The organism is Aeromonas sp. (assembly GCF_051657805.1).
Classification (GTDB): Bacteria; Pseudomonadota; Gammaproteobacteria; order Enterobacterales; family Aeromonadaceae; genus Aeromonas.
The window spans coordinates 23,602-39,282 of the sequence record NZ_JBOFLJ010000011.1 but is presented as its reverse complement, the minus strand read 5'-3'; the positions used below and the strand labels follow the sequence as shown (position 1 = coordinate 39,282).

Here is a 15,681-nt window from a genome sequence, read left to right as displayed (position 1 = left end):
CTCTTCGCAGCATAAGTCATCATTGGTCGAGCGCCTCCAGGGCGTTGAACAGGGGGGTCAGGTGTTCCCGAGCCAGGGCCTGCAGCTGGCCGAGTACCTCATCGTTGAGTTCGGGGAAGCAGCGGGCGACGTAGACGTCCTGTCCCTCCCCCATCACCTGCCAGCCGCCGAGGAAGCGGGTCTGCGCCGCCTTGTCGGCGGCCTCGGGTTTTTCCGGATCCTTCTCGATCGCCTTGAGCCACTCCCAGGCGGTGTTGGGGAAGAACGGCAGCGGCCGCTTCATGCCCTGCTGCCAGAGTGCCACCAGGGCCGCCAGTCGGGATCTGGCCTCGTCCGCCGTCAGCACCGGCAGCCGCCAGCCCTGCTTGGCATCGAGCAGCAGGGTCTCGCCGGGAGCCTCGCTCAGGCAGAGGCAGAGGTGCTGCAGCCAGCCCAGCAGCAGATCCTTGCCGTTGAAGCTGCCGGGTTTGACCACCAGGGCGCGACCCCGCTGGGTATCTATCCAGCCCTGCAGCTGGCCCTGGGTCAGGGCGATGTCGATCTCCACCGCCCGTTTCTCGGCTTCGTCAGCGGCAAGCCAGGGGCGCAACCGCGCGGCCAGGCCGCCCATCTGCTCATCCAGATCGTCCAGCAACAGGTTGCCAAACCAGCCCTGGGGCAGTTGACCGGAAAGGCGCAACCGCTCCCGCCGTCGGCTCATTCCCTCGCGCAGCGCCTCGCCGTCCCCCTCAGCCAGGTGGGCATCCAGCAGCAGGCTCTTGAGCTGATAATGCTGCAAGCCGTCCAACTCGAACGGTTCGCTGTCCTCTATGTTCGCCTCGTTCAGCTCGAACCACACCTTGAGGCGGCGGTTGAGGAAATACTTGGCGGGCTGGCGATAGAAGCGCAGCAACTCGGCGAGCTCCAGCCCCTGCTCCTTGCCCCATTCGGGAGGCAATGGCAGCTCCCCGCTCTGGAAGTTCGCCGCCCCAGGCGTGGGCTTGAGGGCCGGCAGCCAGTCGGCGGCATAGGTGAACAGGCCGGATCCCGCTTTGGGATAGAAATAGTCCTGGCTGTAGGGGGTGAGCGGATGGCGGCGGATCAGGTGCTTGAGCAGCCGCTCGCCGGAGGCCTCGTCAGACAGATCCTCGTCCCCCGCCAACACGAAGCCCTGGCGCACATAGTCGATGAGCTCCGCCAGCAGCACCGAGGGCACCTTCTCGCTGTTGTCCTCGGCGCTGAAACCCTGATAGCTGATGTAGAGTCCCTGCTGGGCGGAGAGCAGCGCCTCCAGGAACAGGTAGCGGTCGTCGTCCCGGCGGGAGCGATCCCCACGGCGGCTCGCCACCGCCATCAGATCGAAACCCATGGGGGCCAGGGTGCGCGGGTAGACACCGTCGTTCATGCCGAGCAGGCAGACCTGGCGAAACGGGATGGAGCGCATGGGCATCAGGGTGCAGAAGTTGACCTGGCCTGCGAGGAAGCGCTGACTGGAGCGCTGCTCACCGAGCAGGCTGCCGAGGTAGTCCCGCAGCAGATCCGGACCGATGGCTTGTTCGAAGCACGCCTCCCCGAGCGCCCCTTGCCAGTCGATCAAGGCGGTGCGGATGAGCTGCAGCAGCCGCTCCTCGTCCTCGTCGGCGAGGTAGAAGCGATCCAGCAGCTCGTTCAGGCAGCTCATCCACTCCCCCAGGCGCTGTGGCTGTTGCAGCCTCGGCAGAAACTCGGCGAGGGAGTCCACGAACCAGGCCAGCTTGCCGAGGGCCAGGCCCTGCTGACCCTCGATGTCGGCGTAGGGCAGTATGCCGTCCACCGGCTCCCCGTCCCCCATGGCAAAGCCCAACAGCATGCGGCGCAGGCCGAACAGCCAGCTGTTGCCGGACAGGGGCGGCAGCGCGAAACGTTCGGGATAGGCATCGTCCAGCCCCCAGCGGATGCCGGTCTCCTGCACCCAGACCCTCAGTTGGTTGAACTCGTCGTCGCCGAGATCGAAGCGGCGCAGCACGGCCGGCACCTCCAGGATGGCGAGCAGCTCCCCCGCCCCGAAGCGGGCGTTCGGCAGCCCCAGCAGGGCGAGGAAGCTTTGCAGCAGCGGGCTCTCCTGGCTGGCGGCCCGATCCGACACCGCGAACGGGATCTGGGCGCGAGCCCCCGGCCTCTCCTTGCCGAAGACCGCCTGGATATAGGGGCCGTAGCTGTTCACATCCGGCATCATCACCACCACGTCCTTCGGGGTCAGGGTGGGATCTTGCTCGAACATCGCCAGCAGCCGGTCGTGCAGCACCTCCAGCTCCCGCATGGGGCCGTGACAGGCGTGGATCTGCAAGGATCCGTCGCTCGCGTCGAGCGGGCTCTTGTGACGGCTGCTGTCGAGGTTCCCCTCTTTCTCAAACACCGCCTCCCCGCGGGAGCCCAGCTCCAGCACATCCTTCTGGATGCAATGCAGCAAGCTGGTTTCGTCGATATCGACGAAGGCCTCGATCTGCGGCACCTCCAGCTCCATCAGCTGATGCAGATAGTCCCGCCCCAGCTTGCCCATGGAGGAGAGCAGAGGGTTGGTCGGCCCCTGCAGAGACACGATATCGGTACCGGGTTTGAGCTTGCTCTCGAGCCGTGCCAGGGTCTTTCTGTCGAGCAGATCCCCCCAGTAGTAGCGACAGGGGTTGGTGACGAACAGGTGGATCTCCACCTCCTGCCGACTGCCCAGCGCCAGCAGCGCCTCCACGTAGCGGGGCGGCAGCGCCGAGATGCCGAACACGAACACCCGTTGGGGCAGCTTGCCCGGCAAGTCCACGGTCCGTTGCAGCTCGTGGATAAATTCTTCGTAGAGGTTGGCTCTGTGATAGCCGCTTGGGCTGAGCGCCAGGGTGCGTGCCACCAGCTCACGCCACAGCTCAGGCTGCCAATCCTGGCCACTCACCCCCGCCAACTCCTGGCTGCCGGTGCCGACCAGACCCTCCCCCTGCTCCCAGCGGGCGATCCAGTCCGGTCGATAGACCAGGTATTGGTCGAACAGATCCGCAATCTTCTGGCACAGCTGCCACAGTCGCACCTGTTCGGGATCGCCTGCTGCCTCTTCGCTATCCGGGCTCCCCAGATAGGCGGCGAGCGGCGCGAAGGCGGGCCTGTCCAGCAGGGCGGGCAGGATGCTCATCAGCTGCCAGCTCATGGCTCCCTTGTTGTAGGGGCTCTGGCGCGGCACGTCCGCCAGCACCCGGGTAAACATCTCCCAGATGAAGCTGGCGGGCAGGGGAAAGTCGATATTGGCGGCGATGCCGAATGCCTTGGCCAACTCCAGCTTGAGCCACTGGGCCATGCCCGGGCTCTGCACCAAGATCTGCTCCCGCTCGAAGGGGTGAGCGAGGGGCGCCTGCCGGATGCGGTTCACCAGCAACTCTTTGAGCAGATCCAGCTGATTGGAGTGGTAGAGGGTAAACATGGGCAAGTCCCGCCAATTCAAGGATGCAAGGGATGAGGTGACGGGGCAAACAGCAATGGCCGCCGTCACGTCGCACGAAAAAGGATTGTCGGGGATTGGCGGGGAAGATGCAAAAGACGCTTATCGTCGCGAAGCCGGGCGCGATCACAGTTCTCGCCGGCGAGGCAGTGGATCGCAGGCAATAAAAAGGCCGGTGCGTTGCACCGGCCAAAGGCGTTGGAAAACATCGTCTATCGGGGCATTACCAGTTCTTGCCGAGGCGGGCATCCAGGCTGAAGGCCCCTGCTCCGGCCGCCGCCAGGGCCAGGAAACCACCGGCCACGGAGACGTTCTTCATGAACATCAGCATCTGCATCTGCTCGGCAGGCTGATAGTGGAAGATGAAGGCGGCCATCAGGGTGAAGCCCGCCAGCAGCACCGAGATGCTACGGGTGAACAGACCCAGCACTATGGCGAGGCCACCACCCAGCTCCAGCAGGATAACCAGCGGCAAGATGGCACCGGGCACACCCATGGCTTCCATATAACCCTGGGTACCGGCATAACCGCCGATCTTGCCCCAGCCTGCTACCACGAACATCAGCGCCAGCAGTACACGACCCACCAACAGTGCCACGTCTCTCATTTTGTCCATCTCCAGATTCCTTTGATTACCCATCGTACGTTAATAGTGTAAGACCGAATTTCTAACTCATTCATTTCGCCGAGATTTATATATCACGGCAGATCAAACAGCAGGGCTTCACAACTCTGTGAGGCCACCAGCGACCAACGCTGCTCGTCACGACTGAGCAGGCCATCGCCGGGGTGGGCAGCCAGACCGTTGCCAGTCAGCTCCCCTGAAATCATATGCAGGTAACCGTGACGTCCTTGCAATGCCCATTCGAGGGTCTCCCCTTGGGCCAGTTGCAGCCGCCATACCTTTGCCTGCTGGCGGATCCTGAAGGATCCATCCTCTCCATCCGGCGATGCGACCAGGGTCAGGCCGGGCTGGGTTTCAATCTTCTTCTGCTGATAACCCGGTTCTGTGCCGAATTCATTCGGCTCGATCCAGATCTGCAACAGGGAGAGCGGCTCGGTCTGCGAGGGGTTGTACTCGCTGTGACGGATGCCGGAGCCTGCGCTCATCAGCTGGAAATCCCCCGCCGGGATCTGCTCGGCGTGGCCGAGGCTGTCCCTGTGCTCTATGGTGCCACTCAGCACGCAGGTCAGGATCTCCATGTTGGCATGAGGGTGGGTGGCAAAGCCGCCACCCGGCGACACCCGATCCTGATTGATGACCCGCAGGACAGAGTGGCCCATCCAGTCCGGGTCGTAGTAGTGACCGAACGAGAAGCTGTGACGGGCATCCAGCCAGCCAAAGTTGGCATGACCTCGTTCTGCTGCGGCTCTCAATTTCATCATGGTGTGCTCCTCATGTACCAAGGCGGTGGATTAACGCTGGCGACCGCCACCCAGACCGAAGGGGATGCGGTAATTACTGCTTTCGTTGCCCATGCTGACCGTCAGGTTGCCCTGGGTACGGCTCGGGATCTTCACGATCTGGGTGCCGGTCAGGTTCGCATGGACAGAGGCCAATACATCACCGGCTTCGTCACGGACCTCCAGCATGGGGTTGGACTTGCCATCGATGGCGGCGCTCGCCTGCCAGTTCACGAACAGTACACCCGGGGCGGCGCTGAAGTCAGCGGGAACGGAAGCCTGGGCTACACCGGCGGTCATCAGGCCTGCAACGGCCAGCATCTTGATTACGTTTTTCATGTTCATTCACTCTCTTGTTTTATATGTCATTGCCAAGGCCGACTGGCCCGAATCAATGCATCCATGCAAGAGGTCATTCAAATATGGTGTTGTTCTTTCACCGACATCAGACTTCACCCCTTGGGGTGTCACGGCCCTGAACTACCGATTATTTGGCCGCCTGGCTCTCCTGCCGAAGCGATGATTGAATATTAGGGTGAGTTGCCCTAAGTTGTTAGCGAGATAATCTGGCAAACATGTTCAAAAAAATTGAAGGTTAGATATGGCCAAGGAGACGAACAAGGAACGGGCGCTGACCCTGGAAGCCATCCGGGTGCTGGACGCCATCGATCGCCGTGGCAGCTTCGCCGCCGCCGCCGATGAGCTGGGCAAGGTGCCGTCGGCCCTGAGCTACACGGTGCAGAAGCTGGAGGACGAGCTGGACGCCATGCTGTTCGATCGCAGCGGCCATCGCACCAAGTTCACCCCGGCCGGGCGTATGCTGCTGGAGCGGGGCCGGGTGCTGCTGGAGGCGGCCGAACACCTGGTGGGGGAGACCCGGGCCCTGGCCCGTGGCTGGGAGACAGACATCACCATAGCCGTCGACGCCCTGGTGCCGCTGCAGTTGTTCTATCCGCTGGTGGAGCGCCTCGCCGAGCTCACCGACACCCGCTTGCGGCTGCGGGCCGAGGTGCTGGCGGGCAGTTGGGAGAGCCTGGAGGATGGCCGCGCCGATCTGCTCATCGCCACCCTCAACCCCGACATCATGCTGACCGGCATCAAGCACCAGATACTGCAGGAAGAGGTGATGCTCTACGTGGCTCACCCGGATCACCCACTGCACCAGGAGGCGGAACCCCTGGCGGACGATACCCTGCGCCGTTATCGCGCCATCGCCATCGCCGACTCCGCCCTGCGCAAGCCGGTGCTCACCTACCGGCTGCTCGACAAACAGCCACGCCTCACCGTCAGCACCATGGCCGAGAAGCGCGATGCCCTGCTGGCGGGGATAGGGATAGGCACCATGCCGATGAGCTGGATAGCAGAAGACATCAAGGCGGGACGACTCAAGGTGATAGGGCCCGAGTACCGTCATCAGGTTCAGGTCGCCCTGGCCTGGCGGCGGGATACCATGGGCAAGGCCAAGAGCTGGCTGGTGCGGGAGATCCCCAAGCTGTTTCCCTGCAAGGAGGAGCAAAGCTGAATCGATTGAGTACCTAGATGGTGGCAAACGGATGGAAAGAGGCGAAAGATGCGCCTCTTTCTTGACGCCGGGCTCAGATTCGGAGAAAAGAAAAAGCGGATCTCTTGCGAGTTCCGCTCAATGCCAGGAAAGAATAAAAACCTTACGGTTTAAAAAACCCTTAAATTGGAAGCAAACAATCGTTTTCTCAACCAGGAAGGTCATGAATCCGATTCGTGTTGAATTATGTGCGATGTAATATGCATCACCAGCAAAATGTTGGAAGGTTGAAGGATATGCGCCATAGAGTGTCATAATCTGCCACCTTGCGGCCTCACTGGTCAGTCCATTTCAGCCGTTCTCGCCGGGTTTATTTCCTCTGGTTTTTCAAGGTGTCAATTTCTGAGCCCGAAACCATAAAAACTCTCACTTTCTGACACGACTAAAAATGCAGATAAAGGAATAGTTGCATGACCTATAGCCAGACCCTGGCCAATCACATTCTCGACACCCTGAAGAAGACCCTCACCGACAAGGGGATCCGCTACCAGACCCTGGCGGAGGCCATGGGCGTCTCCATCGCCACCATCAAGCGGATGATGAACAAGCCCTCCCTGCCGTTCGATACCCTGCTGGAGATCTGCCACCTGGTGGGCCTGTCGTTCGAGGAGCTGCTGGACAAGACCCAGGACGCCCAGAGCCGACGCGCCGTCTTCACTCAGGAGCAGGACGAGGCATTCCACAAGGAGCCCGGCCTCTACGCCTTCCTCGCCAACATCTTCTGGCGCGACAAGGCCCTGGTGGATCTGAAGCGGGATTACGGTCTCACCGATGCCTCCTGCTACCTCTATCTGCGCAAGCTGGAACGGCTCGGCATACTGCAGCTCGGCATCGACAACAGCTACCACTTCCTCATCAGCGAGCGCATCAGCTTCGAGCAGCACAGCCGTTTCGCCCGCCAGCAGGCACGTCAGGCCATGTCGGTGCTGGGAGACTATCTGGTGGAGAACATGCACAAGTCCAACAACTACATGGCCCTGTGCCAGCTGCACCTGAACGAGAGCGAGGCCATGGCCCTGATCGATCGCATGAAGGAGTACTGGCATCAGGAGCTCAAGCTGAACCGCCCCGCCATCGGCCAGCGGGAGGACAGCAAGACCTACACCATGTCCCTGCAGCTCGCCGACTGCGGCTACCAGAGCTTCGACGACCTGATCCCCAATATCGACAACTGATCCGCCGGGATCCCTCTTCGGATCAGGATCCTGCCACCGGTGGCAGGATCCTTCTTTCACGCTGGCATGGGCCAGGCCCTCGACAAGCAAGCTCGCCGATACTGCTCCCTTCTTTCCCTCCTCACCCTCCCACAGCTCCCGAGCGCTCTGCCAACGGGGGCCTGCTCATGTCCGGTGGCGGCACCAGGACCCGGGTATCCAGGCAGATGCGGATGGCATCCGGCCGCCAGTGCTCGATATCGCAATCCACCAGCCCCCCCTTCTCGTCATAGTTGACCCGCACCAGCCGCAGCACAGCGCTCCCTTCCGCCAGGTTGAGGGCCTGGGCGATGGCCCCCCGCGCCGCCGAGGGGGTGATCTCGAGCTTCGCCCCCCCCTGGCCTATGCCATAGCGATGCCGGTAGAGCTCGGTGAGGGAGCTCGCCAGGGGGGCGCTCGCGATATCGGGGAAGCGGTTCGCCAGCAGATGGTGGCTGACGTGCAGCACGGGGCGACCGTCGATGAGGCGCTGGCGGCGGATCTCGTAGAGCGGCGTGAAGGGGGCCACTCCCATCCAGCGGCACAGCTCGCTGCTGGCCAGGGCGCCACCGTGGGCCAACACCCGGGTCTCGGCCACCCGCTGCTGCTCGCCGATCCACTGGTGGAAGTGGGTGTGGATGGCTGGATCATAGGTGAGCCTCGGCGGCGCCACGAACCAGCCACGGCGCTCGGCTCTGTAGATGAGGCCATCTGCCTCCAGGCTGGAGAGCGCCTCCTTGACGGTGATGCGGGTGGTGGCGAAGCGCTCGCTCAGGGCCCGCTCGGCGGGCAGCTGTTGCCCCGCCCCCAGCTGGCCGCTGCCGATATAGCGGCGCAGGGTCTGGCAAATCTGTTCACTCTTGGAAGGGCTGCGGCCATAAGCCCTTGGCTGCTCGCTCAATCGCGGCTCTCTCACTGTCACGTCCCTGTCGGTCATTGGGCTGGCATAGACCAGCCGCCCTTGGCCCAGAGTTGTACCCCGGCAGGATGACAAGGCGGTGACAACGCACGCCTGCCATGCAGACTGTTTCGGCTCCCCGGTGGCCACGGCCCCTTGGCGCCCATTGTCATCAAACTGCCATGGAAACGCCCCGCCACCGTCATATTTGCGCTCTAGCATCCCTCTCGAACCTTAACTGACCTAGTCCAGAGGGATGGGATGATGAAAACCTTGATCGCAAGTGCACTGGCCATGGCGGCCATCAGTCAGCCACTGTTCGCGGCCGACAACATCGCGGATCTGGAGAAGGCCGCCCGCGGCGAAGGCCAGCTCAACAGCATCGGCATGCCCGACAGCTGGGCGAACTGGAAGGACACCTGGCAGCAGATCGGCAGCGTCTATGGCATCAAGCACCAGGACACCGACATGAGCTCGGCCCAGGAGATCGCCAAGTTTGCCGCCGAGAAGGCCAATGCCACCGCCGACATCGGCGACGTGGGCGGCGCCTTCGGCCCGGTCGCGGTCAAGCAAGGAGTCACCCAGCCCTACAAGCCCTCCACCTGGGCGGACATTCCGAACTGGGCCAAGGACGCGGACGGCCACTGGATGCTGGCCTATACCGGCACCATCGCCTTCCTGATCAACAAGGATCTGGTCAAGGCCGCCCCCACCAGCTGGCAATCTCTGCTGGGCGGTGACTACAAGGTGACCCTGGGTGACGTCGGTGTCGCCTCCCAGGCCAACAACGGTGTGCTGGCGGCGGCCTATGCCACCGGCGGAAGCGAGAATGACCTCAAGCCAGCGCTGGAGCTGTTCGGCAAGCTGGCCAAGCAGGGCCGCCTGTCCCTGAACGACCCCACCATAGCCAACATCGAGAAGGGCGAGGTGGAAGTGGGTGTGCTGTGGGACTTCAACGCCCTCAACTACCGCGATCAGATCGACCCCAACAAGTTTGCCGTGGTGATCCCGAGCGACGGCTCCGTCATCGCCGGTTACACCACCATCATCAACAAGTGGGCCAAGAACCCCAACGCCGCCAAGCTGGCGCGGGAATATATCCTCTCGGACGCCGGTCAAATCAACCTGGCCCGTGGCTATGCCCGCCCCATCCGCAGCAACGTCGCCCTGCCGGATGACGTCAAGGCCAAGCTGCTGCCGGCGGAGCAATACGCCAACGCCAAACCGGTGCAGGATCACGCCGCCTGGGAGCAGAGCTCCAAGGCCCTGCCGCGCCAGTGGCAAGAAACCGTCATGATCAACATGCAGTAAGGACAGCCTGTGCAACACAAGGTGATAGTGGTACTTGTGGATGGCCTGTCTGCCGAGGTAGCCCACTGCATGGGCTACCTCGCTGGCATGGTGGAGGCGGAGCGCGGGCTCTACACGACCCTGACCTGCGCCCTGCCCTCCCTCTCACGGCCACTCTACGAATGCATACTGACCGGCGTGCCGCCCGTGGCGAGCGGCATAGGTCACAACGGCGTCAGCCGCCTCAGCCGGCACGACTCCATCTTCCATCTCGCCCGCGCCGCGGGCAAAACCACCGCCGCCGCGGCCTATCACTGGGTGAGCGATCTCTACAACCGAAGCCCCTGGCAGGGGCTTCGGGATCGCTTCACCCATGACGAGCAATTGCCGATCCAGCACGGCTGTTTCTACTGGGACGACCGTTACCCCGACAGCCACCTGCTGCTGGACGGCGAATGGCTGCGAACCCAGTACGATCCAGACTTCCTGCTGATCCATCCCATGGGGGTGGACGACGCGGGTCACCAGTTCGGTCTCGACTCCCCCCAGTACCGCAACCAGGCGCGGCGTATGGACAGCCTGCTGGCCGACCTGCTGCCCCAGTGGCTCGGCGAGGGGTATCAGGTGCTGATCACCTCGGATCACGGCATGAACGAGGATCGCAGCCACGGCGGCACCTTGCCCGAGGAGCGCCAGGTGCCGCTCTGGCTGTTTGGGGAGGCCTTGGTCCCCCAGTGGCCGGCAGGGCCTGCTCTGCAGCAGACCCAGCTCTGCGCCCTGATGGCGGACCTGCTCGGCATCCCTCACGACAAGCCGAGCGGCCCTCAGTTGCTCAAGAGCAGCCACCAGCGGGAGGTGCACTGATGATGCCCGCCGCCACTGACACCCTGACAGCGCAAGGCGCGCGTCAGGGCCGCGCCCGCCGTCACTGGCTGCCCGCCCTGGTGCTGCTGCCCTTCGCCCTGCTGATGATACTGTTCCAGCTCGCCCCCATGATATGGGTGCTGGTGGGCAGCCTGCAGACCCCGGACGGCTGGGGCCTGGGGTATTACCGGGAGATCCTGAGCTCCCCCTTCTACCTGCAATCCTTTGGCAACTCGTTGCGCATCGCCGGCATCGCCAGTCTGGCGGGGCTCACCATCGGCACCCTGGGGGCAGCCGCCCTGCGCCACAGCGGTGAGGGGGTCAAGCGCCTGCTGCTGGCGTTTGTCACCATGACAGGCAACTTCAGCGGGGTGCCGCTGGCCTTCGCCTTCATCATCGTGCTCGGCATCAATGGCTCCATCACCCTGCTGCTCAAATCCTGGGGCTGGATCGACGGTTTCAACCTCTACTCCGGCAGCGGCCTCATCCTCATCTACACCTATTTCCAGATCCCGCTGGCCCTCTTGCTGCTCTACCCGGCGTTTGATGCGCTGCAGGATGACTGGCCCCAGGCCGCCGCCCTGCTCGGCGCCAGCAAGCGCCAATATGTGTGGCACGTGGCGCTGCCCGTGCTCACCCCGGCCCTGCTCGGCACCCTGATCATTCTGTTTGCCAACGCGGTGGGGGCCTATGCCTCCGCCTACGCCCTCACCACCGGCAACTTCAACCTGGTGACCATCAGAGTGGCCAGCCTGGTCTCCGGCGACATCTTCCTCGAGCCGAACCTGGCGGCGGCGCTGGCGGTGATCCTGATGGTGCTGCTGGGGGTGGTCACGGCTGCCAACCAGTGGCTGCTGAAAAAGAGCTATGTGAACAAGGGGAACCCCCATGCATGACCTGACACCACGCTGGCCACGCTGGGTGCTGACCGCCCTGGTGGCGACCCTGCTGCTGCCGCTGCTGGCCACCTTCCTCTACTCCATCTCCACCCGCTGGGGCGCCACCCTGCTGCCGGACGGCTTCACCCTCGACTGGTATCTCAAGCTGTGGGGGGATCCCCGCTTCCTTGCGGCGTTTGGCCGCAGCCTGCTGGTCTGCTTCGCGACCCTGCTGCTGGGGACGCTGGTGCTGGTGCCCACCGTGCTGGTGGTGGCCTACTACTTCCCGAAGCTGGATCCCTGGATGAATCTGCTGATCCTGCTGCCCTTCGCGGTGCCGCCCGTGGTCTCCTCGGTGGGGCTGTTGCAGATCTACGCGGACGGCCCCCTGCCCCTCATCGGCACGCCGTGGATCCTGGTGGGCACCTGGTTCACCGTGGTGCTGCCCTTCATGTACCGGGCGCTGGCCAACAGCCTGCAGGGAGTGCCGCTCAAGGATCTGATGGATGCCGCCCACCTGCTGGGGGCGAGCAGCGGCCGCGCCTTCCTGCTGGTGGTGATCCCCTGCCTGCGCAAGGGGCTGCTGGCGGCGCTGTTTCTGTCGCTATCCTTCCTGCTCGGGGAGTTCGTGTTCGCCAACATGCTGGTGGGCACCCGCTACGAGACGCTGCAGGTCTACCTCTACAACATGCGCGCCACCTCGGGCCACTTCACCAGCGCCCTGGTGATGAGCTACTTCCTGCTGACCCTGCTGCTCACCTGGGCGGCCAACAGATTCCATCGGTGACAAGCCATGTTTCATTTAGAAGTCAATCAGTTACAAAAGTCATACGGAGAGACCCGGGTATTCGAGGGGATCGAATTTGGCATCCGCAAGGGGGAGCTGGTGACCCTGCTCGGCCCCTCCGGCTGTGGCAAGTCCACCCTGCTGCGGGCCCTGGCCGGCCTCACCCAGGTGGACGGCGGCCAGATCCGGGTCATGGGGGAGGAGATCACCTTTCAGCCCCCCCAGCAGCGGGGCATCGGCATGGTGTTCCAGAGCTATGCCCTGTTCCCCAATATGACGGTGTGGGACAACGTGGCCTTCGGCCTCAAGATGAAGCCCCAGCCGGGGCGTGAGCTGGCCGCCAGCGTGCGGGAGGCCCTCGAACTGGTGGAGCTCGCGGAGCTCGCGAAGCGCTACCCGAGCGAGCTCTCCGGTGGTCAGCGCCAGCGGGTCGCCCTGGCCCGCGCCCTCGTCGTGCGCCCCAGGATCCTCTTGCTGGACGAACCCTTGTCGGCGCTCGATGCCCGCATCCGCCGCAGCCTGCGCCAGCAGATCCGCGCCATCCAGCAGCGGCTCGAGCTGACCACCTTGTTCGTCACCCACGATCAGGAGGAGGCACTGACCCTGTCGGATCGGGTCTTCCTGATGGACAGGGGGCGGATAGTGCAGAGCGGCAGCCCGGAGCAGATCTATACCCAGCCCGCCAGCGCCTTCGTGGCGGGCTTCATCGGCCACTACAACCTGCTGGCACCCGAACAGGCCAGCACGCTGCTGGGAGCCAGCCACCACGCCCGGCTGGCCCTGCGCCCCGAGGCCATCAGCCTGCTGCCGGCCGGGAGCTCATGCCTGGATCCCAGCCTGCCCGGCATCATTCGCCAGCAACAGTTGCTCGGCAACGTCATCCGCTACCAGGTGGAGTGCGCGGCGGGCCTGCTGACGGTGGATGCCCTCAACCGCTCGGCCCGGGAACTGCTGCCGGTGGGCACGGGAGTCACCCTGGCGGTAGCCCGGGATCAGCTGTGTGAGGTAGCATAAGGCCATGAATCCTATTCTTTTTTCATCCGGCACTCAGGTGGCGGCACCCATTGCAAGGAGCGGACATGGCACTGGCACTGTTTGATTTGGACGAGACCCTGATCGCCGGGGACTCCGCCAGCCTCTGGCTGGAGTACATGGTGGCCGAGGAGCTGGCCCCGGCCACCATGGTGGCCGAGGAGCAGGCCATGATGTCCCTCTACCATCAGGGCAAGATGGACATGCACCAGTACATGGCCTTTACCCTGCAACCCCTGGCGGGCAAGCCCAGGGCCTGGCTCGATACCCTGTGCCAGCACTTCGCCGAGCAGACCCTGCGCCAGCGCCTCTATCCGGAGGGGCTGGCCCGCATCGAGTGGCATCGGCAACGGGGTGACGTCCTGGTGCTGATCTCCGCCTCCGGCGAGCACCTGGTGGCCCCCATGGCCCGCATGCTGGGGATGGATCACTGCGTCGCCATCCTGTTGGATGAGGAGGAGGGCAGGCTCACCGGCCAGACCCGGGGCACCCTGAGTTTTCGGGAGGGCAAGGTGGCCCGCGTCAACCAGCTGTTTGGCGGGGAAGCTCATGTCTGGCGGGAGAGCCACGGCTACAGCGACTCCCACAACGATCTGCCGCTGCTGCGGGCGGTGGCCCATCCCCACGCGGTCAACCCGGCCCCCGGCCTGCGCCAGGTCGCCGAGGAGCTGCACTGGCCCTTGCTGCACTGGCAACTGGCGGTCTGATCGAAAAGAGCCCGTCCGGGCTCTTTTGCTGTGGCCTCCCCGTCAGGGCAGCGCCAGGGAGGCGGTCTCCATGGGCTTGCCGAGGTAGAGGCGATTCTTGCCATCCCGCTTGGCCCGATAGACCTCCATGTCGACTATGGTCATCAGCGCCTTGGCATCCAGACCCGGTGTGCTCGCCACCAGCCCGCCGCTGAAGGTGATCTTGAGCCCGGGCTCCCGCCACTCGAGGGAGGCCACGCCGATGCGAAACTGTTCGAGCAGCATCTGGCAGAAGCCGGTATCCGGGTTTATCAACAACACGGTCAGCTCCTCGCCGCCGTAACGGCAGACCCAGCCATGGTCCCCCAGCAGCTGGGCCCCCAGCTTGCCCACCCGCCTGAGCACCACGTCCCCGGTCTGGTGGCCATAGGTATCGTTGACCCCCTTGAAGTTGTCCAGATCCAGCATGGCCAGGCAGAAGGGCTGCTGCTCCGCCAGCAGGTGGTGCAGCCGCTCGTCGAAGAAGCGCCGGTTGTAGAGACCGGTGAGCTTGTCCATGTTGGCCTGCAGGCGTACCTCGTGATAATCCTTGCTCACCTCAGCCAGCTCGGCATAGACCCGCCTGAGCTCGCGCATTCCCCCCTGAGGCACCCCGTCCGGCCGCAGCCGGCTGGCCCGGATCATGGCGGAGATCTCGTTCAGCATGCGCCTGAAGTTGCGGGACCAGAACAGCGCCAGCAGCGCATAGAGCACGCTGGCCAGCACCACCACCCCCAGCACGTTGAGAGAGGCCCGGGTCACCACGGCCTGGAAGCTGGCCGCCGGCTGCACGCTGATCAGCACCCAGTTCCAGTGGGGCAGGCGACGATAGGCCACGAACTGCTGGGACTCCTCGTCCAGGAAGATGCCTTCGTTCTGCTGGAAGCGGGAGAGCCAACTGGGGTGGAGCATGGCCTTCATCAGCTGGCTAGCATCCGGGTAGGCCAGCACCTTGCCGGACTGGTTGATGATCATCTGATAGCCGGCATCCGGCTGCTTGTTGAGCTGGGCGGAGAAGGGGGCGAGCACCACATCGATGGCCACCACCCCCTTCACCTCGCCGCTTTGGTCGGTCAGGGCGCGGGCTAGGGCGATCACCAGGTTGCCGTTGCTGTAGTCGTAGTAGGGCTCGGTCCAGACCGTCTTGCCCACCTGCTGGCTGGCCAGCTGATACCAGGGGCGTACCCTGGGGTCAAAATTGGCGTCCGCCTGCCAGTCTGGGTAGATCAGGATCTTGCGGCTGGCGGTACCCACGTAGACATAGATGAGGTCCGCCATCATCTGCTTGTAGAGGGCCCACTCCTGCAGGTAGCGCTCGCCGTGCAGCACGTCGGGACCGCTGAAGTCCTTGACCCTGACACCTTCGTAGATCAGGCCGAATTCCCGTTCAAGCTCGTTGAGATAGGGTTCGATGAAGCCGTGCTGGAGTTGTTGATTGGTGGCGAGCAGGCGCTGGCGCAAATCATTTTGCAGGCTGCGTTCCATGTGCAGATAGTAGATACTGCCCAGCATCAGCACCGGCAGGAAAAGCAGGACAAGCCCCAGTCGCATCCTGGCAACCAGAGACCAATTCTCCGTGGTTACAATCCGCTTGTCACCCTTGGCCAATCCGG

Annotated in this window: 14 protein-coding genes; 8 read left to right on the top strand and 6 right to left on the bottom strand. The window is 63.7% G+C overall.

Features of this window, described 5'->3' with window-relative positions:
* Window positions 1-19: 19 nt before the first annotated feature.
* The 4 genes from recC to ACRCYW_RS05020 form a co-directional block, all read right to left on the bottom strand.
* A complete protein-coding gene (gene recC, locus ACRCYW_RS05035) occupies window positions 20-3,418 on the bottom strand; it encodes an exodeoxyribonuclease V subunit gamma (protein WP_438549067.1) in 3,399 nt (1,132 codons plus the stop codon).
* A gap of 241 nt (window positions 3,419-3,659) precedes the next feature.
* A complete protein-coding gene (locus ACRCYW_RS05030; protein WP_438549066.1) occupies window positions 3,660-4,052 on the bottom strand; it encodes a DoxX family protein in 393 nt (130 codons plus the stop codon).
* 83 nt (window positions 4,053-4,135) lie between these two features.
* The gene (locus ACRCYW_RS05025; protein WP_438549065.1) at window positions 4,136-4,822 is read right to left on the bottom strand and encodes a pirin family protein; all 687 of its coding nucleotides are present in this window, start codon (window positions 4,820-4,822) and stop codon (window positions 4,136-4,138) included.
* A 30-nt stretch (window positions 4,823-4,852) separates the two neighbouring features.
* Window positions 4,853-5,185: a hypothetical protein gene (locus ACRCYW_RS05020; RefSeq protein ID WP_438549064.1), complete on the bottom strand. Its 333-nt coding sequence runs from the start codon at window positions 5,183-5,185 to the stop codon at window positions 4,853-4,855.
* A gap of 256 nt (window positions 5,186-5,441) precedes the next feature.
* On the opposite strand from ACRCYW_RS05020, the gene ACRCYW_RS05015 reads away from it, so the two are divergent.
* Both ACRCYW_RS05015 and ACRCYW_RS05010 read left to right on the top strand, forming a co-directional pair.
* A complete protein-coding gene (locus tag ACRCYW_RS05015) occupies window positions 5,442-6,362 on the top strand; it encodes a LysR family transcriptional regulator (RefSeq protein ID WP_438549063.1) in 921 nt (306 codons plus the stop codon).
* Between the two features lie 449 nt (window positions 6,363-6,811).
* Window positions 6,812-7,576 carry a helix-turn-helix domain-containing protein gene (locus ACRCYW_RS05010; protein WP_438549062.1) on the top strand — a complete coding sequence of 255 codons (765 nt, stop codon included), beginning with the start codon at window positions 6,812-6,814 and terminating at the stop codon, window positions 7,574-7,576.
* Between the two features lie 121 nt (window positions 7,577-7,697).
* On the opposite strand, the gene ACRCYW_RS05005 is transcribed toward ACRCYW_RS05010, so the two are convergent.
* Complete coding sequence (locus tag ACRCYW_RS05005) at window positions 7,698-8,531, bottom strand: UTRA domain-containing protein (RefSeq protein ID WP_438549061.1); 834 nt, start codon at window positions 8,529-8,531, stop codon at window positions 7,698-7,700.
* 225 nt (window positions 8,532-8,756) lie between these two features.
* Here ACRCYW_RS05005 and ACRCYW_RS05000 point away from each other — a divergent pair, with 225 nt between their 5' ends.
* The 6 genes from ACRCYW_RS05000 (at window position 8,757) to ACRCYW_RS04975 (ending at window position 14,050) form a co-directional block, all read left to right on the top strand.
* Window positions 8,757-9,803, top strand: a complete 1,047-nt coding sequence (locus tag ACRCYW_RS05000; RefSeq protein ID WP_438549060.1) for an ABC transporter substrate-binding protein — start codon at window positions 8,757-8,759, stop codon at window positions 9,801-9,803.
* Window positions 9,804-9,812: 9 nt separating this feature from the next.
* Window positions 9,813-10,646, top strand: coding sequence for an alkaline phosphatase family protein (locus ACRCYW_RS04995; RefSeq protein WP_438549059.1), 834 nt, complete (start codon window positions 9,813-9,815; stop codon window positions 10,644-10,646).
* A complete protein-coding gene (locus tag ACRCYW_RS04990; protein ID WP_438549058.1) occupies window positions 10,646-11,542 on the top strand; it encodes an ABC transporter permease in 897 nt (298 codons plus the stop codon). Before ACRCYW_RS04995 ends, ACRCYW_RS04990 begins: the two co-directional genes overlap by 1 nt.
* Window positions 11,535-12,311 carry an ABC transporter permease gene (locus ACRCYW_RS04985; protein ID WP_438549057.1) on the top strand — a complete coding sequence of 259 codons (777 nt, stop codon included), beginning with the start codon at window positions 11,535-11,537 and terminating at the stop codon, window positions 12,309-12,311. The genes ACRCYW_RS04990 and ACRCYW_RS04985 overlap by 8 nt, the downstream gene beginning before the upstream one ends.
* 6 nt (window positions 12,312-12,317) lie before the next feature.
* Window positions 12,318-13,325 carry an ABC transporter ATP-binding protein gene (locus tag ACRCYW_RS04980; RefSeq protein ID WP_438549056.1) on the top strand — a complete coding sequence of 336 codons (1,008 nt, stop codon included), beginning with the start codon at window positions 12,318-12,320 and terminating at the stop codon, window positions 13,323-13,325.
* A gap of 65 nt (window positions 13,326-13,390) precedes the next feature.
* Window positions 13,391-14,050 carry an HAD family hydrolase gene (locus tag ACRCYW_RS04975; protein WP_438549055.1) on the top strand — a complete coding sequence of 220 codons (660 nt, stop codon included), beginning with the start codon at window positions 13,391-13,393 and terminating at the stop codon, window positions 14,048-14,050.
* Window positions 14,051-14,092: 42 nt separating this feature from the next.
* Here the strand turns inward: ACRCYW_RS04975 and ACRCYW_RS04970 are convergent, their stop codons facing one another.
* Window positions 14,093-15,619: a sensor domain-containing diguanylate cyclase gene (locus tag ACRCYW_RS04970; RefSeq protein ID WP_438549054.1), complete on the bottom strand. Its 1,527-nt coding sequence runs from the start codon at window positions 15,617-15,619 to the stop codon at window positions 14,093-14,095.
* Window positions 15,620-15,681 lie beyond the last annotated feature (62 nt).

Bases quoted from the DNA above. Each gene is read 5' to 3' on its own strand.
- recC (WP_438549067.1), bottom strand. From the start codon at position 3,418: ATGTTTACCCTCTACCACTCCAATCAGCTGGATCTGCTCAAAGAGTTG.
- ACRCYW_RS05030 (WP_438549066.1), bottom strand. From the start codon at position 4,052: ATGGACAAAATGAGAGACGTGGCACTGTTGGTGGGTCGTGTACTGCTG.
- ACRCYW_RS05025 (WP_438549065.1), bottom strand. From the start codon at position 4,822: ATGATGAAATTGAGAGCCGCAGCAGAACGAGGTCATGCCAACTTTGGC.
- ACRCYW_RS05020 (WP_438549064.1), bottom strand. From the start codon at position 5,185: ATGAACATGAAAAACGTAATCAAGATGCTGGCCGTTGCAGGCCTGATG.
- ACRCYW_RS05015 (WP_438549063.1), top strand. From the start codon at position 5,442: ATGGCCAAGGAGACGAACAAGGAACGGGCGCTGACCCTGGAAGCCATC.
- ACRCYW_RS05010 (WP_438549062.1), top strand. From the start codon at position 6,812: ATGACCTATAGCCAGACCCTGGCCAATCACATTCTCGACACCCTGAAG.
- ACRCYW_RS05005 (WP_438549061.1), bottom strand. From the start codon at position 8,531: ATGACCGACAGGGACGTGACAGTGAGAGAGCCGCGATTGAGCGAGCAG.
- ACRCYW_RS05000 (WP_438549060.1), top strand. From the start codon at position 8,757: ATGAAAACCTTGATCGCAAGTGCACTGGCCATGGCGGCCATCAGTCAG.
- ACRCYW_RS04990 (WP_438549058.1), top strand. From the start codon at position 10,646: ATGATGCCCGCCGCCACTGACACCCTGACAGCGCAAGGCGCGCGTCAG.
- ACRCYW_RS04985 (WP_438549057.1), top strand. From the start codon at position 11,535: ATGCATGACCTGACACCACGCTGGCCACGCTGGGTGCTGACCGCCCTG.
- ACRCYW_RS04980 (WP_438549056.1), top strand. From the start codon at position 12,318: ATGTTTCATTTAGAAGTCAATCAGTTACAAAAGTCATACGGAGAGACC.
- ACRCYW_RS04975 (WP_438549055.1), top strand. From the start codon at position 13,391: ATGGCACTGGCACTGTTTGATTTGGACGAGACCCTGATCGCCGGGGAC.
- ACRCYW_RS04970 (WP_438549054.1), bottom strand. From the start codon at position 15,619: ATGCGACTGGGGCTTGTCCTGCTTTTCCTGCCGGTGCTGATGCTGGGC.